We start from the raw sequence: 23,291 nt of genomic DNA, 5'->3' as shown, positions 1-23,291 counted from the left end.
TACGGGGACCGCCGTCGTTATCGTCAGGATTGCGGAGGGCTGCACCCAGGGTCGGTGAGAACCAGGCCATGTGCGGCCGTAGCGGCCAGAGCCACGTCAGCTACTACTGATGCGGCGACGTTAACCAGGCGCCGTCATCCCGCAATCAATCACCATGACCCTCGAGTCGACGGCTCGGCTCGGGGTCGGCGACGGGGAACAGCGCCGGCTGAAGAGCCGGAGCCCGGCCCGCGAACGCCAGCGACCCGCACCACCCGTCCCAAACGAGCGAGAATATGCAGGTCAATGGCTTACACGTGAGAGCTGCGGCGGCCCTGACGAATCGACACTTCTCCAAAGGAGACCCCGTCTGGCCTGGAAAATGGAAGTCCTGGCGGCCTCAGGGGCCGCTTCAGCAAGGTGAAGGGCCCCGCGGCGCAAGACGTCGCGGGGCCCTTCACCTTGCTTGACTAACTTCCGGTGAGGCGAAGCAGTGTTCTAAGCCCCTGCTGCCCGAGGGACGGTGAAGTGGCGCCACGCGGTGGCCCAGCGGATCTTGTCATCCGGGGTTCCGCCCAGAACCACGACGAAGGTCTCGACCATGTCGAGCCTCTGGGGGACGGTTCGTGCCTCCAGGATGTTCCGGAAGGTTGCGTGCGAGAATCGCTGACCGCACCGGCGAGCCATCTCGCGGAAGCTCGGATTTCCGGCCCAGATCCGGTACCGCCTCATCGTGTCGACGAACTCCTCCTGACTGCGTGCATCCAGGGGATTCGGCATGCAGTCATGTCCAGGGGCATCGGCGATCACCGTCCTCACGGTCATGGCGAGCTTTCGCTCGATCGCCCTTCGCTCACGCTCAGCGGCGATCTTCTCTTCGCTCACGCGCTCGTTTTCACGGTTTTCCCTGTCTCGGCGCATCCGCTCGCGCACAATAACCTCATGCGCACGCTCAGCCTTCAGGAAGGCTTCGAGCTGGACGGAAAACTCCCGCGTTTCCTGAGGGTCACCGGCTTCGGAGACAGCGAAAAACGACATGATCATGGCCGGGTTGAGTTCTCGATCCGACAGCGTGATCAGCGCTCCAAGCGCCCGCTCACTCAGCCCCATGATCTCCGCCAGTACGGGCAGCGGGTGCTTGGCTCGGCTGGCGGCGACGGCAAGCTTCATAACGAGACCGACGCGCAGATCTTCCCGTTTGTGGGCAAGCTCGTTTCTCTTGGTGCGCAGGAACGGGTAGGGGAGCCTGCTGAGGACCGCCGGATGCAGAAGTTGATCATCAGACAGGTCGTGGGGTGAGACAGCGGGATCGGGGTGCGTTATGCCCATCGCGGGCCTCCCCGCTCGCCGTTCCCGCCACCGGGAAAACGCCGGATGATCTCGGCGCCGCCCGCGCAGACGATGATCGCCGTCACCAGAGCGTCGCGCGGGTGGTAGCCGTGGCCGACCAGTCCGACGAACGTGGTGGTGAGGATCGACAGCATGCCGAACTGAAAAGCTTGATTCGGGGGAGGGTCGGGCTCTCCGCCGCGCATGGCGAGATCGTCTCGCCGCGAATTACTCACGAGTAATCCTTTTCGACTTGATGTAGAGCCCGGGGATAGGGAGATACCCCCGGGCGTGACAGGGATGGGACTTACCGCTCTCCGTTAGGGTGGAGCCCAAGCGGAGGAAAAAGCCGGTACAGGACATCATGCCGTATCGAACGCACTGTCGCCACGTCACTACCGGCCCCCGAAACCCCGGCAGACTCAGGCGAATCAATCCGGGAAACGGTCTGCCGTCCAAGATTGTTCATAAAAGCCAAGCGGTGTAAAACGCTGTAAAAAATTGTTCACGGCCGTCAATCGGTGAAAACTACGTTCGCTATCTTCCGCGAATCCTGTGTCTAATGTCGTTCATCGCGTACAGGTACTTAGCGCGTAGTTCTCGCGGCTTGATCTTGTGACAGGGATGGGCAGCAGAGCGCACCTGGTGAGGCCAGTGGAGTGGACCTCGCCCTCCGAGAGGGCCCGAGCTTGCGCTCGGGCCCTCTCGTTCGTTTATGGAGTTGTCGAGGATCGGGTTCGTGTCGATCAGGTGGTACACGGAAGGCCGCCGTCGATGTGACGGCGGCCTTCGGGCGAGGTGTCCTGTCGGTCCGGCACCGGGGGCACAACCGGCTGAGGATCCCGTTCCGAGCCGCTCTACGGTGAAGCCTCTTCCTCGGAGGACGACCCGACAGCGGCCCCTAAAGGGGCCAGGACTTCTCTGACTCCACGCCCCGCCGGCCGTCCCCCGGGGGGCACAACCCGGAGATCTAGGACGTTCGTGGTGAGGAGCTGACTGGAACTTTACCCCACGGACGAACGCCTGTCCCAAGCACTTTTGTGAGGTGAGCGGTGTCACCCCTACGCTCGTACCGTCATAGGCCGGATTGTGGCCCGTGAAACCCCTACGCTTGCACCTGATTCAGGGATGCTCCTGCGACCATGACTATGTAACCTAGTAATACTTCCTCTTACTTATCATGACTGATGGGAACGGACATGGCCCCGGCGCAAGCCCCACGAGTTCCCGCGCAGCGGCCTGAGGTCGCCTCGGCGCTGGCGCTGGACGCCGCGAAGAAGGCCGCCAGGATCGCCCGCAAGCGCGCGCAGATCCGCCTGGGCTTCATCTCGCGCTCCACGTTCGACTCGCGGGCCCCGCTTCCCTCCCTGGCCCGCAGCCTGCGCGGCGGCGGACGGGGCGGCCAGGTCCGCCTCAAGCTCCTGCTCACCTATCTGTGGATGCAGACCAAGGATCACGGCGTCGCGCTGGCTTACCCCGCCCAGGTCTGGGCCCGCCTGCTCGATCTCGACCAGCCCGAGACCGCCGGCGCCCGGCGCATCAACGAGGCCCAGACCTGGCTGGAAGAGCACCGGTTCATCACCACCCAGGCCCGGCCGGGCCACGCCAACAAGGTGACCGTCTTAAACGAGACCGGCAACGGCGAGCCCTACATCGCGCCCGGCGCCGCGGCCAAGGCCCTCAGCAACGACCCCGAAAAAGCCAAGCCCCACTACTACGCCCAGATCCCGGCGACCCTCTGGACCAACGGCTACATCCAGCTCATGACCGGCCCCGGCCTGGCCATGTACCTGATCCTGCTCGACCAGAACGCCCTCACCGGCACCGCCCCCCAACCGGTCTGGATCAGCCCCTCGGCGTTCAAGGCACACTACGGACTCAGCCAAGACACCCGCGCCGCCGGCATCAAGGACCTCACCGAACTCGGACTCGTCACCACCGGCCGCCAATCCATCAACCCCGACGACTTCGACCTCGAACGCATCCGCAACGTCTACACCCTCAAGCCCGACCAGCTCGACGCACCGGCCCGCCGCCTGCCCCAACCTGTCCGCAGCTCCCGCGACCCCATCTTCGACCTGGTCGACCCCACTCCGCGCCCGGCACGCTCGAAAACCACGTAGGCACTACGTGGTTTTGGAAGCAGACCAAGGACATCGGGAAGGGCTAGCCTCTGCGGACCCGAGGTGGAGGGCCGTTACGGAATAAACGGCCGGATCCGGCAACGTTCATCCGGCCCTGCAGGCCACGTCGACCAGGTCGGACCCGGCGTCGACCCGCCGCGCATCACACACCCCCGGAACCCCCGCCGCACTGGCCGATGACTCCCGAGGAACCTTCTGTGCGAAGCGGCTGATAACCCGCGTTACCTCCTTCACTGTTTATCGCGTGGTCAACCCAGACGAACCGACTCCCCTCCTGTCAGGCAAAAGCCCTAGGAAAGCCGCCCCCGGCCAAGGCCTGCGGCTCGCCCGGATCGGGCCGACCCTCGCCCTCGCCCTGGCGGGCTCGATCCTGCTCAGCGCCGGCCTGTTCGTCGGCGCTCTGCGGCTCCTCGGCTTCCCCGCGCTCACCCCCATCGGACAGCAGGGCCTCTCGCTGCCCCGTCTGCTGGACCTGCTGAAGCTCTCCTTCGCGGTGGTCGCCGGAATCGGCGGCGTCATCGCCCTGGTCGTCGCCTACCGCAAGCAGAAAGTCACCGAAGCCGCCGAGCACCGCCAGCAGGCCGCCGAACTGCGCGCTGACGAAGCCCACCAGCGCGAGGCCACCAAGCTGTTCAACGAGCGCTTCACCACCGCCGCCAACCACCTGGGCCACGACTCCCCCGCCGTACGCCTCGCCGGTGTGCACGCCCTCGCCGGCCTGGCCGACGACGCGCCCACCCGGGAGTGGCGCCAGACGATGATCGACGTTCTGTGCGCCTACCTGCGCATGCCCTACGCCCCCGACCCCGGCGACGACGGCGACCCAGCCGAACGCTTAGCCTTCGCGAGTCTGCGCGAGGTCCGCCACACCATCATCCGCGTCATCACCGCCCACCTCCGCGAGGGGGCCACCACATCCTGGCAAGGCCACGACTTCGACTTCACCGGAGTCGTCTTCGACGGCGGCGACTTCGGCGGCGCGAAGTTCTCCGGAGGCACGGTCTCCTTCCGCGGCGCGAAGTTCTCCGGAGGCAGGATCTCCTTCATCGCCGCGGAGTTCTCCGGAGGCAGGATCCCCTTCATCGGCGCGGAGTTCTCCGGAGACACGGTCAACTTCCGCGCCGCGAAGTTCTCCGGAGGCATGGTCGACTTCCGCGGCGCGGAGTTCTCCGGAGGCATGGTCTCCTTCTTCGCCGCGGAGTTCTCCGGAGACACGGTCGACTTCCGCGCCGCGAAGTTCTCCGGAGGCACGGTCAACTTCCGCGGCGCGAAGTTCTCCGGAGGCATGGTCGACTTCTTCGGCGCGGAGTTCTCCGGAGACACGGTCTCCTTCTTCGGCGCGGAGTTCTCCGGAGACACGGTCGACTTCCGCGCCGCGAAGTTCTCCGGAGGCACGGTCGACTTCGGCGGCGCGAAGTTCTCCGGAGGCATGGTCGACTTCCGCGGCGCGAAGTTCTCTGGAGACACGGTCGACTTCCGCACGGTAGGCGATTGGTCACATTCACCGATGCTGCCGACTCCCTTGCCAGCCGGTGTCCTGCTTCCTATCGACATCCAGCACTCTCAATAGCGTTTCTACTTGGTCATACAGGCCTCGGGGAGAATCGGATTCGAGGGCACGCTCTCCCGGCGATTCGCCAAACCGACCCGATCCGGCCGGACCTCCCTGGAGGCCGAAGGGTCGATCAGGTGCCTTGATCGCATATCTTGCTGCCGCGACCGCAGAGGGCCGGACCTGTTGCGTCCGGGACGTAACGCGAGCCCCGGTCTCAGCCTTTGCCCCGCCGTCGGCCCGCGTCGCGTTCCAGGTAGTCCCGGCCGCCCGGGTAGGCCTCGCCGAGGTCGACCAGGGCGCCGATCATCGCGTTGTAGAGCCTGGCGTGATACCAGTGCTGGCGGCCCAGCTCGCCCTCGCGCAGCTGGGCGGTGAGCGCGGCCAGCTGCGCCAGCCACTGCTGCGCCGTCGCCGGGACGGCCGATCCCTCGCCCGGCTCATCGGGCTCGCGGGGCGCGGGGACGACGCGGGTCTCCACGACGGTCTCGCGGATCACCTCGCGCACCGGCCCGGTGCGCACGGTGCCGGCGGCGATGTCGCGCTGCAGCCGGGCCTCGGCGCTGCGCACCTCCCAGGCGCGGTTGCGGCACGACTTGGAGCAGTAGGAGGGCGGGCGGCCGCGCCCGGAGTAGGGCACGTGAACGCCGCACCAGCCGCACGAGCGGCCCTCCAAGCGCTCGTGGACGCGCATCCCCAGGCGCCTGCGAAGCGCTGGGCTCGGTAACGGGGCGGGCTCGGCGGACATCCCTTCTCCCCCTCTTTTCGTCCCGGACGTATCGGCACCAAAGGTGTTCGATGCCTTAGCACTGTCTCGTATGACAGTTCGTTCTGAACTGTCTGATCCATCTCTTTGCTTCTCTGATCTTGTGCTTTGTGATCTTGCTGTCTGTGTCGCTTTCCTGTTTTGGTGATCTCTGCTGTGTGGTGCTGACTGCTTGTTCCTTTGTGCTGGCCTGCCTGCTCTGGCGGTTATCGGCCTCGGCCGCCCCGCCCGCGCGAGGGGCCGCGGTGAGGCCTTGGCGGGGCGGATCGCTGGGCTTGGGCCTGGGCGCGCTGGACGCGTTCGGTGTGCTCCTGGGCGGCCCGCTCGGCGGGCATCGCGGCGCGCAGGTCGATCTCCTGGGTGATGGCCGACAGGTGTCGGCGCGCCTCCTCGATGGTGGCCGGGGTCCGGCGGCCCGGGAAGGCCAGCGCGGCCGCGCCCATGGCGCGACGCGCCTCCGGGTCGACGTCCCCGGCGGCCGGGCGGGGAGCGGCGGGCCGTGAGGTGTCGACCGGAGCACTGAGCCGGGCCACGGTGCCGGCGGCCGCGGCGGCCAGCTGCGCCAGGTGGCCATCGTGGAAGGCGCCGTAGCGGCGCTCGGTCCAGGCCGGGGCCGCGGCGACACGGCGCCGGTGCAGATCGTGGGCCAGGGTCTTGGCGTGCTCGGCGAGGGCAGCGGCCTGGCGCATCTGGCGGTGCTGCTCGTGCCACGCGGCGATGGCGGCCACCAGCCCCAGCAGCGCGGCACCCACCACCATCCACGTCACGGTCGCCGGACCCTTACGGGCGGCGTGACCGATGATCCGGGCAACAGCCCGCACCTCGCCCCAGCCCGCAGGGCGGCCGCGCTCCTCACTGCGGGGAGCCTGAGCCGACCACGCAAGGCGGTCGGCCAGCGCCGCGATCGGCCCCGGCCCGCCCGCGCTCGGCGTCTCGATGCGCTCGGCGAGCGCGGCCACCATCGCGGCCGCGCCCCGGCACCCGCTGCGCCAGGCCACGACGTCACCGGGCGGGGTGTGCTGCAGCCGCTCGCGCACGGCGTCGACCATCTGCGCGGCGCGCTTCCACTCGCCCGCATCGGGGGCGGCCCGCTCGCCGGGACCGGCCGGGCCGACGACCTCGGGGGAGCGGCGCCACTCGGCGAGCGCCTGGTGCTCGTCGACGTCGACGCCGGTGTCCCACTGCTGGCGCAGCCGGGGCAGGGTCAGGTCCGCGGCGAGCTTGCCTCCGCCGAACCACACCGGCTCCTGCCCCTCGGCCAGGCGCAGCGCGGCCGAGTAGCCGACGACGCGGTCGCGGCCGCCGCTGGCGAAGCGGGCCCGGACCAACGCCCCGGAAGTCTTGGCCCGGCGCACGAACTCCGCCTCGCTCGCCGATCTGGCGGCGGCCGCACGCACCAGGCGGGCCAGGCGCTGGCGTTCGGAGGGGGCGCCGACGCGCATCTTCTGGTGTTCGGCCTTGGAGTAGCCGGGCATGCCGTGCCCGGCCCGGCCCTCCACGACCGTCAGGTCGAAGCGGCGCTCCATGTCGGCGCACACCCGGCTCATGGTGCGCCGGTCGTTCCAGGTGGCGGCGACCTCGCCGTCCTCGCGCACCAGGTTCACCATGAGGTGGATGTGCTCGTTGCCGCCGACCGAGCGGCCGTGGTGAACCGCGATCCACCGGCACGGCGCCCGGTCGTCCGCCGCGTCGAACCCCATCCTGGCCACCGCCGTACGGGCGACCTCGGCCCACTGCGCATCGGCCAGCTCCTCGCCGGGCGGCAGGGAGATTGCGCAATGCCACACCCACCCGTTCGGCGGCGTGACCCCGAGCAGGACGCGGTGCGAATCCATGTCACGGCCCAGCGCGTAGATGGCATCAGCGTCGGCGACGTGATCCAGCCGCGTCCCCTCGGCCAGCCCGAGCGTCACGTCCGCGGCGATGATGCGCTGATCGGTGTGCTCACCGCTGGAGCCGGGACCGAACAGGTAACGCACCAGTCCGGCGGGGCTGCTGCCGCGCTGAGCAGAAATGAAGTTGTTCACCAGCCCCAGCCCCCGTCGCGGCCGTGGTCCTGGTCGACGTCGACCTCGACGTCCAGGCCGGGATCGGCGTCATCCTCGAGTGCGGAACGGCGGCCGTACGGCAGGCCGAACTCGCCGTAGAGCGCGGTCGCCGCGTCCAGCCGTGCGAGGAAACGCAGCGTCGCGTGCATCGTCGCCTCCAACGCTGCCGGCACCTCGCCGCTGGCGTTGGCCACCTTGGCCAGCTGGTTGAGGTTGACCCCCACGGCCGCCACCAGACGCCGCGCGGCCAGCAACTCGGCGGCGTTCGCACGCAGCTGACTCGCACTCGCCGCGTCCCCGGCCAAGCCCGCCTCCACCAGGAACCGCGGCACGCTCACCCCCGCCTGCCCGGCCCGCGCCTTGACGACGGCCTGCTCGGCGTCCGACATCCGCACCGAGTGCTTGTGCGGCCGCCCGCCCTGCTCGCGTCGCTGGCGCACCGGCGGCTGCGCTGCCGACTGACCGCCCGCGCTCTCGTCCTGGCCCCGATCGTCTCCTGCCGCCACCCGGCCTCCCCCAGCGGAGCGACCCGCCCCCCGGCGGGACATCTCCTCCCAGACGATAGGAGAGGAGATTAACCGGGCGAAAGCCCGCAAAGTGATCCGGCGCCGGATCACATATCTTGCTGAACCAGAAAACCGGCCCCGCTCACACGCGAGGCTCCCGGTCGACGGGGGGCGGGTTTCCCGTTTCCCCCCGCTCCCCGGCCTGCCCCCCGAAGCCCTTCTGGTCGGCGCGCGGCCGACTGTCCAGTCCGCCGACCGAGCGCCAGCGAGGGAGCGGACTTGACCGGCGGCAAGCGTCGGCCACACTCCCGGCCGGGGCGAGGCGGTCCCGATCGCGCCGGGATTCAGGAATCCGCAGGACTCTCACCATTCTTGTATGCCTCCCGGCGCTGCCTGCGAGCCTCACGCATCGCCGCCTTCGTCGCCGGTTGGATATAAAGCGTCTGCATCATCTCCACGATCAGCTCGGCGACGTTGGTGACTTCCTCCGGCGAGTAGGTCAGCCCGTCGTGCACGCTGTCGTTGCCCAGCATGCGCGCTTCGTGCAGATCAACGATCAGGTCGTCGTCAAGCTGTCCCCGCAGCTCCTCGATCTTGTCGTACAGCTTGTAACTGGTGGCGCCGCGTTCCTTGCACAGCTCCTCCACCGCCGCCCGATACATCGCGGCCGCACCTCGATACGCGGCCGCGCCCTCACACCGCGAACCTTCCTGGAACCGGTCACGGATCGGCTCAGGCACCTCTGACGGGAGCTCCCTGATGGTGCGCGCGGGCCAGACCTGCACGATCTCCTTGATCTGTCTGGTGGCGGCAGGGCCGGAAGTCGACCCGCAGGTAAGCAGTTCGATGGTCACCTGGTCGCAGTAGTCGCAACTCCATGTCTTCTCGAAGATGCCCTCAGAGTCGCTCAGGCTGTTGTCGTACCTCGGCGCGATCCTACGAACGCTGTGGCTCGTCTGAGTGGTTCCAAGGCCACAGTGAGCACAGATCACTTTCCGCTTTGCTCTGTTTAAGTGCGCGTACTGACGGGGGTCTGTGACGCCATAGGACGCGAGCAGGAGGGTGTTCATACCCAGTAAGTAGATCGCACGAAGTGGCCGCCCAGGCATCGGTTTTCAGAAGCCTGCAACGCACGTTGACTTCCCTTATTGTGCGCCACTGTTTCCGCAGTTCAGAGCCATTTAGGTAGCGGGAAGGCCACTTCCCAGAACCTAGATCACCCCGGCCGCCGCATGTTCCGCTCGGGGGGCCTGGTCGTCCTCATGGGGCCTGGTCATCGTGGTCAGTGTTCCGGTGACCTTTCGGGGAGTCCGCTCTCATCCCCTGACTGCGTGCTGAGTCGGCGCGGCCGTTGCGATGCGCCCGGTGGTTTCGTCGCTCGCTGGCGCCCGCCACGGTGGGCGACGAATCACACGCCCTCATTCACCTTTACGAGGTCGTGCCCCCGCCTTCTGCCTCCTTCGCTTTCAGCTCCTGAAGACGGTCTCGGACATGGAGAAGGGCAAGGCCTGCCGCCACGGCCTTGAGCAGCAGTAGGGAGAGGACCAGTGCCCCTCCGCCCCAGTTCTGATGAATTAGGACCAGTAGGTACACCGCGATCACGGCACACATCGCCACGAGAGCCAGGCTCACCCGCGACCACAACACACTCCTGATCATCTTGTCCATGATTCGATCAGACCTCCTGGCGATAGTCGGTGCGAGGGCCTCATCTTTACGCACCCCCATGAGCTTGAGCAGGGGGTGGAACATTCATCTCACTCCGCCGCTGTCAAGTTGGACCCGACGAGGAAACCCAGAACGCGCGGGGTAGGGGCGAGGTACGTCATCCCAGCGAAACGGATTTATGACGTAAAGAGGCATGCATCGGACAGCGGCCGGTCTCCAGAAAATTCGCCGTACCGACGGAAACCCGCGCCGAGAACATTCGCGGTGCACATGGCGGAGCCGGGGCCGCGAGGTGTGCGGCCCCGGCTCCTTTACTGCGTAGATTTATAAGAGGAGTGCTTTCGAAGGAGATCGCGGTCAGTCGGAGGCGAAGGGGAGCATCGGCCCGACCGGCCCGCTCGCGCGGCTTGTTGTGAGAGCGTCGAGCAGGAGGTCAAGGACGCGGGTGGGTGGCGGGTAGCCGTCGGCGTGGGCGATGAGGTGATCGCGGAGCCGGTGTTTACGGGCCGCGGCAGTGCGCGCGGCCCGGTAGGAGGGGTCGGCGGCGACCTGCTGGGCCAGCTCCGGGATGCGCTGTTCGACGTCGGCGTAGTGGCGCTGTTCGGCAATCGCCGCCTGGTCCAGGGCTTGGCGGATCGCCTCGTAGGCGATGGAGTTGGGAAGCTCGTCGAAGGGGCCCGCATCACACTCGGGGGAGGCGAGATGGATCCGTGCCACCCGCCGGCGGCCGGTCTCGGTGCCGCCGCGAAACTCCGCTTTCGCCAGCAGTTCCTGGGTCAGCCGCTCGACGATGGTCACCCGTTCCGCCTCTGACAGCTGCGGTTCGAGGTCGTCTTCGTCCTCGGGCGGCACGACGGCGGCCACTTCGGTGCGCAGCTGCTCGTACCAGGAGGCGTCGGCGACCCAGCGGTGCACAACACCCTGGTACATGAACGCCACCTCCAGGCTGATCGGCCAGCCGTTGAACCGGGCTGCGCTCTGGCGCAGCTTGGCCCGTTGGCTGCGCAGCACCGGATCGAGTTCCTCGCCCAGGGCGTCGTCCTCGGCCAGCTCGACGACGTCGTCGATGTCGAACGGCGAGGGTTCGATATAGGCGAGTTTTTGCTGCGCGGCCACGACCAGGTCGAGGAAGTCCTCCAGGTCCATGTCCTCAGGCTCCAGGTAGACGTAGGCGCCCTGTCGTGCGATCGGCACGACCGGCACCATCCTCACTCCCCGATCGCCTGCCAAGTCGACGGCGCGCTCGGCGAGCGGCGACAGCTCGTCCGTGGCGGTTTTCAACTCCACGTGCCCCTCCTGTCCTGCGGACTTGTCACATCGGAGGGAAGGTAGCGAACAGCACTGACAATTAGTGGCAGATCATTTACTTAGCGTTATCTTTCAGGCAGGCGTACCAGGTCGACTCCCCATAGATCGAGCGGCTCCAGGCGTCGCGATCCCAGCCGGTCACCGCCCGGCCGGTCAGCGCGGTGACGACGGCGGCCGCCGCTTCCTGAGCACCGGCCTGGTCGCGGGCCGCGATGCCTTCGCCGAACAGCCCGAACTCTGGGACGTGCAGGTCGCCGTCGGGACCGTACAGATGCCAGCGGCCATCGACGCGCGCCAGGCACACATCGGTCTCGCCCCACTGCCGCCCGACGGGGACGTCTTCCTTAGCGGGGACGTCCTCGCGGACGTCCGGGACGTCGCGGACGTCCGCGGGGACGTCTTGCCGGACGTCTGGGACGTCCTGGTCGTGCTGCTGGACCCGTCCGGCCAGGCGTGCGGCCTGGCGGTAGTCCGCGGCGGTGGCCGCGTGGCCCCGGGCGGTGCCGGCCGCGCTGGTGGCCAGCCGGGATAGGCGGGTGGCCAGTTCGGCCAGCTGTGCCTCCCACCCGGTCACTGGATCTGCGGCGTCCTGGTCGACGTCGGCCAGGCGGTGCTCGGCCTCCACCAGTTCGGCGGCCACCGCGGCCAGGTGCTCGATGGTGCGCGTCAGCTGGTGGCGCTGCCATGCGGCCTGCTGCAGGGCGGTCTCGGCGCGGCGCTTGGCTCGGTGCGCGGCCTGACGGCACGGCGTCCCGCAGTAGCGGGCCGGTCGACCGGTCCGCGCCGCCGTGATCGGTGTTGCGCACACCGGGCAGGCCTGGCCCGGCACGGCCGCGCTCACCGCGCACCGCCGGGGGTAGGGCGGGAGTTGCGTCGCGCGAAGGCCTGCGCCGCAGCGGGAGACGAAACCGGCGCGGGTTTCGTCGAGCAAGCTCGGGGCGCGGCCGCCGCGACGAAACGCGCCGCCCGGTCCGCACCGGGAATGAGGGTGGGGGTGGTCATGGGGTCGGGGTCTCCTCGCGGCGTTGTCGAGCGGCCATCAGCTCAACCAGCCGGGCGCGCTCGGCGGCGAAGTCGATGTCGGGCAGGTGCTCGGGCTCGGGTTCGCTGGCCCAGCGCGTCGGCGCCGAGACGGGCAGGGCATGGCGATCCAGGACCTCGCGCCGGAAGATCTCCTCCGGCTCGGCCAGCATGGGCGACGGCGGCTGAGCGGGCCCCTGAGCGGCGATCTGGGCGCCCAGGACCTCTGGAGTCCCACCCGTCACCACAGGCGCCTCACGGCGTTCTGGGCGGCTCGCCTCCGAGGGGCGTCGGCGGGCAGGTCCGTCGTGATGTCCGCGGTCGCGGAGCTCCTGGGCGCGGCGGCGGGCTTGGTCGACCAGCGCGGCCCGGCGCGGGGCGTTGGCCGCGTTGCGCTCGGCGTTGGCGGCCAGCCAGGCCGCGTGCGCTGAGCCGTCCTCGTCGAGCACAGTGGCGAGATTGGCCAGGTTGCGGGCGGCGCGCCGGGCACGGCCCAGCACGCGGCCGATACGCCAGCGCAGCACCCCGGCCAGATCGGTGGCGCTGGACACCTGCTCACACAACAGCTCAGCGGCCTCGGACTCGGGCATGTGCCGCAACAGCAGCACCGCCAGATATGACACCTCGGCCACTTCCCTGTCGGTGAGAATCTGCCCGTCGCGTTGCCGGGCCCACCTCGGTTGCAGCGACAGCACGAACTCGACGGCGTGGGCCCTCTCCTCGATGCGATCTTTGCCCCGGAACGGCAACTGGCGAGGCCGCCGAGACGGCTGTGACTGCCGTGCCGGGTGGGAGGGGGAAAGCCCCTCTCGCGTATAGGGAGACGTGTGAAGTCGTCCACAACCAGCAGCCGTCGTGATCGCCCGGGGGCGGGTGGCGGAGCCTTCGCGGACCATCTCGCACTCGGACAGGTTCGCGTCGATGGAGGCGCGGGTCTGCTGGCCCTTGGCGGCGGCGATCGGGTTGTCGATGTGGCGAAGCAGCTCTGCCTTCAGGTCCGCGGGAAGGTCGTCGGGCAGCGCGGCCAGGTCCATCGACAGCACGTAGCGGGCCTGGCGGCCGGGCGCGGCCCCGCACACCTGGCGTACCAGCCCGATCTCGCGCAGCCGCATCAGGTCGGTCCAGCCGACCCGCTTGCCGCTGGCCCGGGAGGCGAAGGAGTGATGGACGGCGTAGGACTCCAGCACCGCCGGGATGTCGCTCAGGCAGCCGGCCGCGTCCGCGTGGTGGGTCAGGTGCGTGGCCATCCGCGCCGCGCTCGGATGGAGACGCTCACCACGGGCCTGCAGCACCGTCACCAGGCGCCACCACAAGGCGGTCGGCACCCGGGGCAGCTGGTCGGCGCCCTCGTAGTGGGCGTACAAGGCGCGGCGCTCGTGAGCTGCGGCCGCGCGACGAAGTCGGGCATCGGTGAGAGAACATCCCGGCGTGTTGCCAGGGCGCGCGAGACTCACCGCCGAAGAGACTGCTATCGTCTTCTCCTGACGTACCTAGGCACGACGAAGCCCCACAGCTCTCCTGGCGGCCAAACCTGGAGCTGAGGCCCGAGTCGTCGTGATCTATGAAGTTCTCTGCTGAGAAGCGCCCCCTCTGGGGGCGTTTTCTTTTTGCCTAAGTGACTCCTGCTGGGGTTTGAAGCCGGATAGTCAGTCCCGCATCCTTCCACGATCTCGGCCTGCTCGCTGACGCTCCCGCTCCGGGGCGTCGCGGCGTGTCGCAGTCTGTGTTCGCATTCGCGCCCAACCGCGCCCAGACCGGGCGTGCGGCGCTGCGTGATCTTGTCTGCTTGCGGTCTCGCCACCCCGGTTGCATCTCCTGACTTCCCCCTTGTCAAGAAAAAAAGATCTTTGTCAGAAAAGCTTGAGGAGCAGAGTGCCACAAACCGGAGTGATAGGGGCGTATAGCGGCTCAACACGCCGAAAGCCTCACCCTGGACACAAGATGCGAGCGGGATACCGGAGCCGTCGGCGGGCGGGGCCGCACCCCGTCGAGGGAGCGGTGCGGCCTCGCCCACCGGCGCCAGGCGGCGCATGACACCGTCCCCGCCCGCGACGGTGTCGGCGGGCAGGGACGGCGGGGTGCTGATTGTCATGGGTCAGGCCACGCCGAGCATGTCGATGAATATGGCGGCCTCGTCGGCGTCGCGGGCCATCCGCTCACACCAGCCGCGGACGTCGGCGGCCTCCTGTGCGGTGGGCGGGTGGACAGGACTGGTGAGCATGGCGCGGTCGCCGAGCTGGGCGCTCAGGCCGGACTGGTTGCCCAGGGGCCGCCGGATGGGGGTGGCGGGTTGGGCGATGCGGCGCGGGGTGCGGGGCGCGGCCGGGGCCGGGTGCGTGGCCGTACGGCGGCGCCTGCTGGGGGCCGGGGTGGTCTTCGTCTCGGGCTCCGGAGCGGCCGGGGCGCTCGCGGTGGTCTCGGTCGCCGAAGGGAGCTCGGTGGCCTGTTCGGCGTCGCGGTAGGCGGCCGAGGTCGTCTCGGCCAAGCGAGCGCGCAGGCGCTCGATCGCGGCGCCGACCCGGTCGGCGGCGGCCTGGACGGCGCTGTCGGGGCAGGTGCGGGCCAGCTGCATCAGCTCACCCGCGGACGCGGCGCTGAGGTGATGGCGCAGGGCGGCGATCGCGGTGGTCTCGGCGATCTGGGTGGTCTGGGGTGGGGTGGTCATCGCGAGTGTCCTTTCGTGCGCAAAAGTGCCGGTCACCGGAGCTGGGCGGTCAAGTGGCAGCCGGTGCAGGTGACGCTCGTCGCGCCGTCGGCGGCCTCCATGTCGGTTCCGCACGTGCCGCAGGTCAGGGTCATCGGGGTGGTCATGCGGTGAGGCCCCAGCCGTGGCAGGGCAGGCAGGCGCCGTAGCGGGTGGGGATGCAGTAGGGCTGCTCCACCCCGCAGTCGGGGCAGACGCGGCGGGCGCGCATGGCCTTGTCCAGGGCCTGCAGCTGTGCCGTCGACGGGGTGCGGCGCGGCTTGGCTGCGGCGACCTCGTACAGGTAGGCCACCGCGATGCCGCCCGAGACGCGGCGCGAGCGCCACATCACCTGTGCGCACGGCGCCTGGCCGCCGGGCCGCAGCCCGGCCGCGCGCAGTTGCCGGCGGGTGGCCAGCCCGTCGGGGGCGAACTTCCACGGGTAGGTGGGCAGGCCGCCGAACTTGGTGCCGCTCGGGTCGTAGAACACCCTGCGCGGGCGACGGCGCCCCATCAGACGTTTCTCGTCTCGTCAGCCAGGTGGGTGGCGATCAGGGCGAGCAGGCCCATCACGTACGTCTCGACCAGGTGGGAGCCCTGCACGGCGGCGCGCAGCGCCTCGAAGGTGGAGCGGTCGCGGGCCAGGCGGGCGATGGTCACCTGGATCGCCCAGGAGGTGGCCGGGTCGGAGGCCTCTGCGGCCTCGGCGGCGGCTTCGGGGTTGGCCCAGGTGCTGTGGTCGGTGCCGGGGGTGCGGGTGACCATGATGTCCACCCAGGTCAACAAGGCGGCGGTGAGCGCGCCGGGCCCGTGGTGGGTCTGCAGGTCCTGCACGGCGGCGCGGGCGCCGTCCATGTCGTCGGCGATCGCCAGGTTCAGCGCGGTCGTCGCGCGCTGGCGGAACGCGGTGTGTTCGGCGCAGCAGCCGCGAGCGGGAGCGTGGTCGTGCTGGTCGGTCGTCATCGAAGGTCCTCATCTCTCGTCTCAGGGCCCGGTCGCCGCCCCCCGGTGGAGAGGAGGGCGGCGACCGGGCGGGCGGCTACAGCAGGCTGGGCAGGCTGACGATGACGACGGCCAGGGCGAGCAGCATCAGGTCGGTGGCCACGCGCAGCCGCCGATACTTCGCGGCCGCGATCTGCGACAGCCGCACCACGTCCTGGGCGCGGCGCATCTCCGGGTCCTCAGCCAGACAGGCCAGCAGTTCCTCGGCGTCGCCAACCCGGGCATGGGCGATGAACCCGGTGCCGGTGCCGGTGGCGGGGTGGGGCAGGGAGGGGCGGATGACGGTGAGCGCGACCGCGGACGCGGCCGCCAGCAGCGCCACCGCGATCCCGAGCCCGACCCGGCCCGCGGGCAGCAGCCCGGAGGCCAGCACGCCGAGGGCGGCCAGCACGCTGAACGCGGTCCCGGCGAACCCGAGCAGCAGACCGGCCTTGGTGTCGGTGCGGGCCAGCTCCATACGGGCGGCATCGGCCTCGGCGACCAGGTCGGCCGCGCCCGCCTCCTCCAGCCGCTGCAGGCGGGCCGGAACCTGCCGAGAGGTGACCGGGAGCGGGGCGGGGGCGCGGTGCCACGCCTGGTCGGGGTAGGCCTGCTGCCAGGCCATCATCGGAGCCGGCGCGCTGGTGCGGATACCGGCCCAGTCGATCGCGGCCCGCTCGGGCTCACCCATCTTGACCAGGCCCGCCTCCACCAGCCAGTCGACCCAGACCGGCGCGATTCCCTGCCGGTCAAGGAACTCGGCGTCGGTGAGACGATCGGCCGCGTACAGGGCGGTGTGCATCGCCAGCAGCTGCAGCTGCTCGCCGGTGTAGCGGTGGGCGTCGCGCAGCTGCTCGGCGCTGAGCGCCTCAGCGAGGGCATCGGTGCTCACCTGGGCCCGGTACAGGTACCAGGTGTGGCCGATGATTCCGCTGACCTTGGACAGGCGCTCGCACCGGTCGCCGCGCCAGGTCGCGACCACCAGCTCCAGGCCGGTCAAGGTCAGTCCGAGGGTGTCGGCCACGAGGGCGTGGGCGGCCTCGGCGGGCTCGGAGTGCTCGTCACCGTGCCCGGTGAGGCCGGTGAGACCGGCCGCGCTCCGGAGCATCAGCAGGCAGCCGTCCTCGTCCTCGAGGAGAACACCGACGCGGCGGTTGCCGCAGCGCGGGGCGGTGGGGGAGACGGCCGCCGGGGTGGCGCTGACAGGGTGGGTGTGCAGGTGCATGATGGGTTCGCTTCCGTTCCGGTCGTGCTGGTTGGGGTGGGAGGTTCGAGCGCCCCTGGTGTGGCCGGTCTTGGCGGATGGACCACCCGGGAGGCGCTCGTCCCGCGCTGAGCCGATGGCCGCGCGGGAGAACGTGGAGTTGACGGGGGTGACGGGGTCAGGTGCGGGCGGGGCAGTCGCAGCCGGGGTGGCGGCACCAGCCGCTCGCGTTCGCCCAGATGCGGTCATAGAGGGCCCAGCCGTCGGGCTTGGCGCCGCCGGTGTGCACGGCGCGCTGGTGTGCGCACCGCTGGCACGGCGCGGCGAGTTCGGCCAGGGACGGCGCCACCGGTTCGTCACCGTGATCCGCCGTTGGCGGCGGTGACGAGCTGGTGGCGGACGGCGCGGGCGGCCGCGTCCTCGCCGTAGGCGTACTGCGCCGACGCCGAGCGGGCATCGACCGTGGTCATGCCTCCGCAGCAGCCGCAGACGATCGTCTCGGTCAGCTCGCCGCTCATCGGACGCCTCCGAACCAGGACGCCACCCTGCCGCTGGCCAGGACGCGGAGCCGGGCGGTGGGGGTGGGGTGGCTGGCGGTGAGTCGGCCGACGGTGCGCTCCCACAGGCTCGGGGTGGGCAGCGCGGCCAGCGTCGCGGCCACGATCGCCGTTCCGTCGCGGCCGACCTGCTCCAGCAGGCGCGCGGCGTAGAGGTCGGCGTCGTGCTCCTGCAGCCGGATGGCCTGGGTGGCCAGCAGGTGGTTGACCGCGGCGACGACGGCCAGGGCGACGGCGAGCCAGGCGGGCAGGTGCGCGGCCAAGGCGAGCAGCGCGCCGATCCCGCACCCGGCCGCGAGGCGCCGCCAGAGGTTCGGCCCGCTCAGGTGGCCCAGGGTGTGGTGGGCGATCTCGTGGGCCAGCGCCCCCTGCAGCCGCATGCTGTTGTGCTCGTCCAGCAGGTCGGCGCCGAGCCGGATCTGCGCGACGGGCAGGCACACCATCGAGGTGGCCTCGGCGCCGGTGCCGCTGTCACTGTCGACGATGACGAGCACGCCGGGCAGGTGAGCGGCGGTGCGCAGCGTGGCCACCAGCTCGACCAGGCCAGCCGGGGCGGCCGGGCTGGTCGACGTGGTGCCGGCAGCGGAGGTGGTCGGCGCGGACGGTGCGGGCTTGGCGGTCTGGGAGGTGATGTAGGTGGTGCGCACGGCCGCGACGTCGAACGGGATGAACGTACGCCGAGAGCCCGGTGTGGGCGGGGTGGTGTGCGTCATGATGGGAGGTACCTCTCTGAGTGGATTAGTGGGGTGAGCGGGCGCGCCCGGCGTGGGTTGTCTTGGCGGATTGGCCACGGTGGTGCGCGCCCGTCCCGGTATCAGCAGCCCGACGCGTCGTCCTGGGCGTCGTTCTCGTCCTCGGAGCCGTCGGTGTAGCTGCCGTCCTCGACCGGCTCCGGCGGCGCCTCGCCCTCCTCGTGGGAACCGTCGCGGTAGGAGCCGTCCTCGATGGGCTCGGGCGGGGTGACCGCGACGATGGCCGCGGTGGCGGCGCACGCCGTGCTGGCGCCGTCGCACTTGGCGGCCACGCTGAACGCGGTCGCCAAGACCAGCACGATGACGGCGGGACGCAGCTTCTTCAGGGATTTCATGGCGGGTGGTTCCTTTCGGTGATGGTGGTGAATCAGAGGGCTGGGGAAGGTCAGAGCCGGTGCCGGCAGGGCGCCGGGGCCAGCCGGATGAAGCGGATGCCGGTGGCGGCGAGCACCACGATCAGCGCGATCGTGAGCGCGGCCGGGGCGGCGGTGAGCGCGGCGACCACCAGCGCGAGCATGGCCAGCCCGAAGGCGGTCCGGGCTCGTGCGGCCTGGCGGATCTGGGTGGGACCGCCGCAGGCCGGGCAGGGGCGGGCGCTGGCGGCGGCCACCATCGGGTGAACCGGCGCTGGGGCGGAGTGCTCGATGGGGTCGCCGTCTCGCACGGCCTGGTCGCGCGGCGCGGGCCCCAGCTCCACGGGCGCGGAGATGGTCGGCTGGGTTCCCAGCACGAGGGCCTTGAGAGCGTCGGGGTCGATCACCCGGTATCCGGTGGCGGTGTCGTAGCCCAGCAGGCCGCCCACCACCCGCTCGCCCAGGCGGACCAGCAGCCAGGTCCAGGTGTTGCCGGTGAAGGCCAGCACCCCGTCCAGGTCGGCGGGGCTGAACGGCTTACCGTCGGCCCACAGGGCCAGCGCCAGGTTCAGCGCCTGCTCATCCGACATGTTCGCGGGCTGCTGTTCGTGCTCGGTGGGGGTGTCGCTCTGGTCGCGGGTCCGCAGGCCCTCGGGGTCGAGAACCTGCCAGGTGCCGGCGACGGCGTCGACGGCCAGCAGGCCCTCCTCGGTCCGCTCGGTCAGGGCGCGCATCAGCCAGCGCGTGTTGTAGCCGGTGATGGCCAGCACGTGGCCCAGGTCGTCGAGGGTGAGCGGGGTGGCGTCGTCGTAGGCGGCCAGGGTCACGTCCAGTACGAGGGCGGCTTCGGCGTCAGTGGCGGTGAAGAGACGGCCGTCGGTGTAGATCCGCGCGGTGAGAGCGTCGAGGCGCCTGGTGAGGTCGGTGGCCTGCTTCTCCGCCTCCGCCTCAGCGAGCTTGCCCTCCTCGATCTCGTAGTACAGCTCCGAGACCGTGCTGCCCAGCTCGGCGATCTCGTCGCCGAACTGGTCGTCGTGGCCGTGGAAAATGTGCAGGTCGCCCAGGTCGGAGAAGATGCCGCCGAGACGGTCGTACCAGTAGCGGGTGCGGTCGCTGCGCGAGACGGCAGGAACAGCAGGAGTGGAGTCGATCATTTCGGGTTCCTTCGGATCGGTCGGGTGATGGATGGCGTGAGGGTCAGCGACGCGTCGACGGCGTGACGGTGCGCAGCTCGGCCAGCAGTTCGTCCAGCTCGCTGAGGGTGATGTGGACTTCGCGGGCCTTGCCGCCGTCGGCGGAGCCCACGATGTTGCGGGCCTCCAGCAGGTCCATCAGGTGGCCTGCCGTGGCGGCGTCGACGCGCAGCTTGCGCTGCAGCATCGAGGCGGAGCCGAACTGGGTCGTCACGATGAGCTCGGCGGCCTGGATCAGCAGGTCGAGGTCGTCGCCCGCGATCGGCGCCGGGGTGATGAGGTCGGCGATCTGGTCGGCCGCGGCGTGCTTGCGGCAGTGCGCCACGATCGCGGCGATCTCCTTCTCGGAGACGAACGCGGCCTGCAGCCGGGCCGGGGCGGTCGAGCCCATCGGCGCGAACAAAGCGTCGCCCTGGCCGATGAGTTTTTCGGCGCCCGGCTGGTCCAAGATGACCCGCGAGTCGGCCAGCGAGGAGGTGGCGAACGCGAGCCGGGAGGGCACGTTGGCCTTGATCAGGCCGGTGACCACGTCGACGCTGGGGCGCTGGGTGGCCAGCACCAGGTGGATGCCCGCGGCGCGGGCCAGCTGAGTGATGCGCACGACGGAGTCCTCGACGTCGCGCGGGGCGACCATCATCAGGTCGGCGAGCTCGTCGACGATGACCAGCAGGTAGGGGTAGGGCTGGCGCGGCTCCTTCCCGCGAGCGGCGGGGACCTTGCCCGCGCGCACGGCCCGGTTGTAGTCGTCGACGTGGCGGAAGCCGCTGGCGGCCAGGTCGTCGTAGCGCCGATCCATCTCCCCCACCACCCACTCCAGGGCCTCGGCGGCCTTCTTGGGGTTGGTGATGATCGGGGTGATCAGGTGCGGGATGCCCTCGTAGATGCTGAGCTCGACCCGCTTGGGGTCGATGAGCACCATGCGGACCTCGTCGGGGGTGGCGCGCATCAGCACCGAGGAGATCAGGGTGTTGATGCACACGCTCTTGCCCGCGCCGGTGGCGCCCGCGATGAGCAGGTGCGGCATCTTGGCGAGGTTGGCCAGGATCGTCTTGCCCTCGACGTCCTTGCCCAGGCCGACGACCAGGGGGTGGCGCTCGGCGCGGGCGGCCGCGCTGCGCAGGATGTCGCCCAGGGAGACGAGGTCTTTGTCGGTGTTGGGGATCTCCACGCCGATCGCCGACTTGCCGGGGATCGGGCTCAGCAGGCGCACGTCGGCGGACTTGACGGCGTAGGCGATGTTCTTGGTCAGGCTGGTGACCTTCTCGACCTTGACGCCGGGGGCCACCTCGACCTCGTAGCGGGTGACTGTCGGGCCGCGGGTGAAGCCGGTCACCGAGGCCTTGATGTTGAAGTCGGCCAGCACCGTGTCGATCGCGGCGACCGTGGTCTCGTTGGCCTTGGTGGAGGCGCGCGGCGCGCTGCCCGGGCGCAGCAGGTCCAAGCTGGGCAGTGCGCCCGAGACGGTGGTCGCGGCCTGGAGGATGGCCTGCTCGGCGACGTCGCCGGCAGCAGCCGGTGCGCTGATCTCAGCGCCCAGCACGGGGGTGTCATAGGGGCCGCGCTCGCCGATCAGGTCGGGGTCGACCTCGACCAGGCGGCGCGGCGCGACCGCGTTGACCGCGTCATCCTGGGCGACGTCCTCGCCGTCCACGATGTCGGCGCTGTCGGCGCTGTCGGCGCTGTCGGCGCGGCCGGGGTGGGCGGCGGCGTCGCGGGTGGCGTAGCGGGGGTTGTCGGACTGCGGGCCCCGATCGCCACCGTGGCGGCGGGTGCGCAGGCCGACCAGGCGGGCAGGCAGCTGGCGCACCGGGGTCTGGGTGGCCACCAACAGCCCCCAGGCCGCGAGCACGACCAGCAGCGCGATGCTCAGCGGGGCGGGCAGCAGCAGCGCCAAGGGGGAGGCGACGGCGTAGCCGATCGCTCCACCCGCGGCCATCACGTCGGCGCCCGGCGCGCCGTGGGCCAGGTGGACGATGCCCGCGACGCCTGCGGTGGTCGCCACCGAGCCCAGCATCAGCCGCACCAGGGCGAGTTCTGAATCGCCGCCACGCAGCAGCCGCCAGGCCAGCGCCGCGGTGGCGAGCGGGGCGGCGAGGACGAGGGAGCCGATCAGGGCGCGGGCGGCGATCTCGATGAGGTCGACGACGAGGCCGCCGGCGAGGTTCCAGGCGGGCAGCGCGAGCACCACGGTGGCGATCGCGCTGGCCAGGCCCAGGCCGTCGCGCTGATAGGCGGCGTCCAGGTCGGCCCGGCCGGGGTTCAGCGCGCGAACGCTCTTGCCCGCGCCGCGCGCCAGCTTCATCCAGGCCAGGATCGCGGCGGCCCCGGCCAGGCCCAGCAGCGGGCTGCTGCGCACGCTGCGGACGGTGCGGCGGGCGGCGGTGGGGCCTCGCCGGGAGGTCGATCTGCGGGCTCGGGTGGCCATGGTCCCTCTTCTCCATACGGGGTGGTGGTGACGGTGGGTGACTGCGTTGGGGATGTGCGCCCCATGTGCGGCTACTTTTGGTGACTGCGCGTTTACGTTGAGCGCTTGTGCGGGGGATGTGCGTGGCTCGGAACCGTGTGCGTGGTTACTCTGCGTTGATGTGCGGGGGTGTGCGGACCCTGTGCGGACGGGTGTGCGGGGCATGTGCGGAGGCATGTGCGGGGGGCCGCACACCCCGGTCGGCCCTATAGAGAAAGCGGCCCGCCGCACACCGCACACCGGGTGCTCGCTGTCGGTGACTTTGCTTGAGGCGGGCCGGGCGCTCGCGCAGCGTGCACGCGCATCAGGCGCCCGGCCCACCTCACGGCGAGTCAGGCGCGCCGGGCGCCGTGGCGGCGATCAGGTCCCAGCCGTCGGCGTCGGGGCGGGCGGCCAGGTGGCCCTCTTGCTGCCAGCGCTCGACCTGGGTGTAGAGGAAGCGACGGGGACGCTGCACGCTGAGCAGCAGGTCGACCAGGTCGGTGGTGCGGACCCGGTTGCGGCCCTCGCGGCGCCAGCCCTGCAGCGCCTCATCCCAGATCCGCCTGGCCTGCTCCTCCGACGGCGGCACCTGCTCCTCCTCCTCGTCGTCCTCGAGGTCGAAGTCGTCGGGCGTCACGGCGACGCCGCTGATGACGTCGGTGGCGTCGACGTCGGCCAGGTCCCCGGGCCGGGCGTCCTCGCCCAGCTCGCGGCGCCGGGCCTCGGCGAGCGCCTGGCGCATCGCCTCGCGCTCGAAGGTGTTGTCCTGCTCGCTCATCTCGCCGGTCGTCTCGTCAGCCAT

At 70.3% G+C, this 23,291-nt stretch carries 24 protein-coding genes; 3 read left to right on the top strand and 21 right to left on the bottom strand.

From position 1 onward, the window contains the following. Positions 1 to 477: 477 nt before the first annotated feature. Complete coding sequence (locus tag ACFY3D_RS38695; protein ID WP_389989406.1) at positions 478 to 1,308, bottom strand: hypothetical protein; 831 nt, start codon at positions 1,306 to 1,308, stop codon at positions 478 to 480. Then, positions 1,299 to 1,544, bottom strand: coding sequence for a hypothetical protein (locus tag ACFY3D_RS38690; RefSeq protein WP_389989404.1), 246 nt, complete (start codon positions 1,542 to 1,544; stop codon positions 1,299 to 1,301). Before ACFY3D_RS38690 ends, ACFY3D_RS38695 begins: the two co-directional genes overlap by 10 nt. 963 nt (positions 1,545 to 2,507) lie before the next feature. On the opposite strand from ACFY3D_RS38690, the gene ACFY3D_RS38685 reads away from it, so the two are divergent. Both ACFY3D_RS38685 and ACFY3D_RS38680 read left to right on the top strand, forming a co-directional pair. Further along, on the top strand, positions 2,508 to 3,431 hold the full coding sequence (locus tag ACFY3D_RS38685; protein ID WP_389989402.1) for a hypothetical protein: 924 nt from the start codon (positions 2,508 to 2,510) through the stop codon (positions 3,429 to 3,431). Between the two features lie 265 nt (positions 3,432 to 3,696). Next, positions 3,697 to 5,022, top strand: coding sequence for a hypothetical protein (locus tag ACFY3D_RS38680; protein ID WP_389989400.1), 1,326 nt, complete (start codon positions 3,697 to 3,699; stop codon positions 5,020 to 5,022). Between the two features lie 199 nt (positions 5,023 to 5,221). Here ACFY3D_RS38680 and ACFY3D_RS38675 read toward each other — a convergent pair whose 3' ends face one another. The 9 genes from ACFY3D_RS38675 to ACFY3D_RS38635 form a co-directional block, all read right to left on the bottom strand. Then, positions 5,222 to 5,752 carry a hypothetical protein gene (locus ACFY3D_RS38675; RefSeq protein ID WP_389989398.1) on the bottom strand — a complete coding sequence of 177 codons (531 nt, stop codon included), beginning with the start codon at positions 5,750 to 5,752 and terminating at the stop codon, positions 5,222 to 5,224. Positions 5,753 to 5,976: 224 nt separating this feature from the next. After that, the gene (locus ACFY3D_RS38670) at positions 5,977 to 7,797 is read right to left on the bottom strand and encodes a relaxase/mobilization nuclease domain-containing protein (RefSeq protein ID WP_389989396.1); all 1,821 of its coding nucleotides are present in this window, start codon (positions 7,795 to 7,797) and stop codon (positions 5,977 to 5,979) included. After that, positions 7,794 to 8,324: a plasmid mobilization protein gene (locus ACFY3D_RS38665; RefSeq protein ID WP_389989394.1), complete on the bottom strand. Its 531-nt coding sequence runs from the start codon at positions 8,322 to 8,324 to the stop codon at positions 7,794 to 7,796. Before ACFY3D_RS38665 ends, ACFY3D_RS38670 begins: the two co-directional genes overlap by 4 nt. Positions 8,325 to 8,668: 344 nt before the next feature. Beyond that, positions 8,669 to 9,178, bottom strand: a complete 510-nt coding sequence (locus ACFY3D_RS38660; protein WP_389989392.1) for a DUF4145 domain-containing protein — start codon at positions 9,176 to 9,178, stop codon at positions 8,669 to 8,671. Positions 9,179 to 9,752: 574 nt separating this feature from the next. After that, the gene (locus ACFY3D_RS38655; protein ID WP_389989391.1) at positions 9,753 to 9,992 is read right to left on the bottom strand and encodes a hypothetical protein; all 240 of its coding nucleotides are present in this window, start codon (positions 9,990 to 9,992) and stop codon (positions 9,753 to 9,755) included. A 357-nt stretch (positions 9,993 to 10,349) separates the two neighbouring features. After that, positions 10,350 to 11,279 (bottom strand): hypothetical protein, encoded by a 930-nt coding sequence (locus ACFY3D_RS38650; RefSeq protein WP_389989389.1) that lies wholly within the window; start codon positions 11,277 to 11,279, stop codon positions 10,350 to 10,352. A gap of 76 nt (positions 11,280 to 11,355) precedes the next feature. Next, positions 11,356 to 12,141, bottom strand: coding sequence for a hypothetical protein (locus ACFY3D_RS38645; RefSeq protein ID WP_389989387.1), 786 nt, complete (start codon positions 12,139 to 12,141; stop codon positions 11,356 to 11,358). A 157-nt stretch (positions 12,142 to 12,298) separates the two neighbouring features. Next, positions 12,299 to 13,684 carry a hypothetical protein gene (locus tag ACFY3D_RS38640; RefSeq protein ID WP_389989385.1) on the bottom strand — a complete coding sequence of 462 codons (1,386 nt, stop codon included), beginning with the start codon at positions 13,682 to 13,684 and terminating at the stop codon, positions 12,299 to 12,301. A gap of 731 nt (positions 13,685 to 14,415) precedes the next feature. After that, positions 14,416 to 14,985: a hypothetical protein gene (locus ACFY3D_RS38635; RefSeq protein WP_389989383.1), complete on the bottom strand. Its 570-nt coding sequence runs from the start codon at positions 14,983 to 14,985 to the stop codon at positions 14,416 to 14,418. 15 nt (positions 14,986 to 15,000) lie between these two features. Between ACFY3D_RS38635 and ACFY3D_RS38630 the strand changes: the two genes are divergently transcribed. Continuing rightward, complete coding sequence (locus ACFY3D_RS38630) at positions 15,001 to 15,138, top strand: hypothetical protein (RefSeq protein WP_389989381.1); 138 nt, start codon at positions 15,001 to 15,003, stop codon at positions 15,136 to 15,138. Here the strand turns inward: ACFY3D_RS38630 and ACFY3D_RS38625 are convergent. The 10 genes from ACFY3D_RS38625 to ACFY3D_RS38580 all read right to left on the bottom strand — a co-directional run bounded on the left by ACFY3D_RS38625 (position 15,128) and on the right by ACFY3D_RS38580 (position 23,291). Further along, positions 15,128 to 15,517 (bottom strand): RRQRL motif-containing zinc-binding protein, encoded by a 390-nt coding sequence (locus ACFY3D_RS38625; RefSeq protein ID WP_389989379.1) that lies wholly within the window; start codon positions 15,515 to 15,517, stop codon positions 15,128 to 15,130. The genes ACFY3D_RS38630 and ACFY3D_RS38625 overlap by 11 nt on opposite strands. Continuing rightward, entirely contained in the window at positions 15,517 to 15,966 is a 450-nt protein-coding gene (locus tag ACFY3D_RS38620) for a hypothetical protein (protein ID WP_389989377.1), read from the bottom strand. The genes ACFY3D_RS38625 and ACFY3D_RS38620 overlap by 1 nt, the downstream gene beginning before the upstream one ends. Positions 15,967 to 16,042: 76 nt before the next feature. Next, positions 16,043 to 17,209 (bottom strand): Pycsar system effector family protein, encoded by a 1,167-nt coding sequence (locus ACFY3D_RS38615; RefSeq protein ID WP_389989375.1) that lies wholly within the window; start codon positions 17,207 to 17,209, stop codon positions 16,043 to 16,045. A 157-nt stretch (positions 17,210 to 17,366) separates the two neighbouring features. After that, positions 17,367 to 17,537, bottom strand: a complete 171-nt coding sequence (locus ACFY3D_RS38610) for a hypothetical protein (protein WP_389989373.1) — start codon at positions 17,535 to 17,537, stop codon at positions 17,367 to 17,369. A 7-nt stretch (positions 17,538 to 17,544) separates the two neighbouring features. Next, positions 17,545 to 17,706 carry a hypothetical protein gene (locus ACFY3D_RS38605; protein WP_389989371.1) on the bottom strand — a complete coding sequence of 54 codons (162 nt, stop codon included), beginning with the start codon at positions 17,704 to 17,706 and terminating at the stop codon, positions 17,545 to 17,547. Next, the gene (locus tag ACFY3D_RS38600; protein WP_389989369.1) at positions 17,703 to 18,458 is read right to left on the bottom strand and encodes a M48 family metalloprotease; all 756 of its coding nucleotides are present in this window, start codon (positions 18,456 to 18,458) and stop codon (positions 17,703 to 17,705) included. Before ACFY3D_RS38600 ends, ACFY3D_RS38605 begins: the two co-directional genes overlap by 4 nt. 101 nt (positions 18,459 to 18,559) lie before the next feature. Then, entirely contained in the window at positions 18,560 to 18,832 is a 273-nt protein-coding gene (locus ACFY3D_RS38595; RefSeq protein ID WP_389989367.1) for a hypothetical protein, read from the bottom strand. A gap of 50 nt (positions 18,833 to 18,882) precedes the next feature. Next, positions 18,883 to 20,004, bottom strand: a complete 1,122-nt coding sequence (locus tag ACFY3D_RS38590) for a hypothetical protein (RefSeq protein ID WP_389989365.1) — start codon at positions 20,002 to 20,004, stop codon at positions 18,883 to 18,885. 43 nt (positions 20,005 to 20,047) lie between these two features. Beyond that, positions 20,048 to 22,468, bottom strand: coding sequence for a DNA translocase FtsK (locus ACFY3D_RS38585; RefSeq protein WP_389989363.1), 2,421 nt, complete (start codon positions 22,466 to 22,468; stop codon positions 20,048 to 20,050). Positions 22,469 to 22,829: 361 nt separating this feature from the next. After that, positions 22,830 to 23,291, bottom strand: coding sequence for a hypothetical protein (locus ACFY3D_RS38580; protein ID WP_389989361.1), 462 nt, complete (start codon positions 23,289 to 23,291; stop codon positions 22,830 to 22,832).

Origin of the sequence: Streptosporangium sp. NPDC000509 (assembly GCF_042898365.1) — a bacterium.
In the GTDB taxonomy this organism is placed as follows: domain Bacteria; phylum Actinomycetota; class Actinomycetes; order Streptosporangiales; family Streptosporangiaceae; genus Streptosporangium.
Note: the sequence above shows the minus strand (reverse complement) of the source record. Positions and strands in the feature narration are given on the sequence as shown.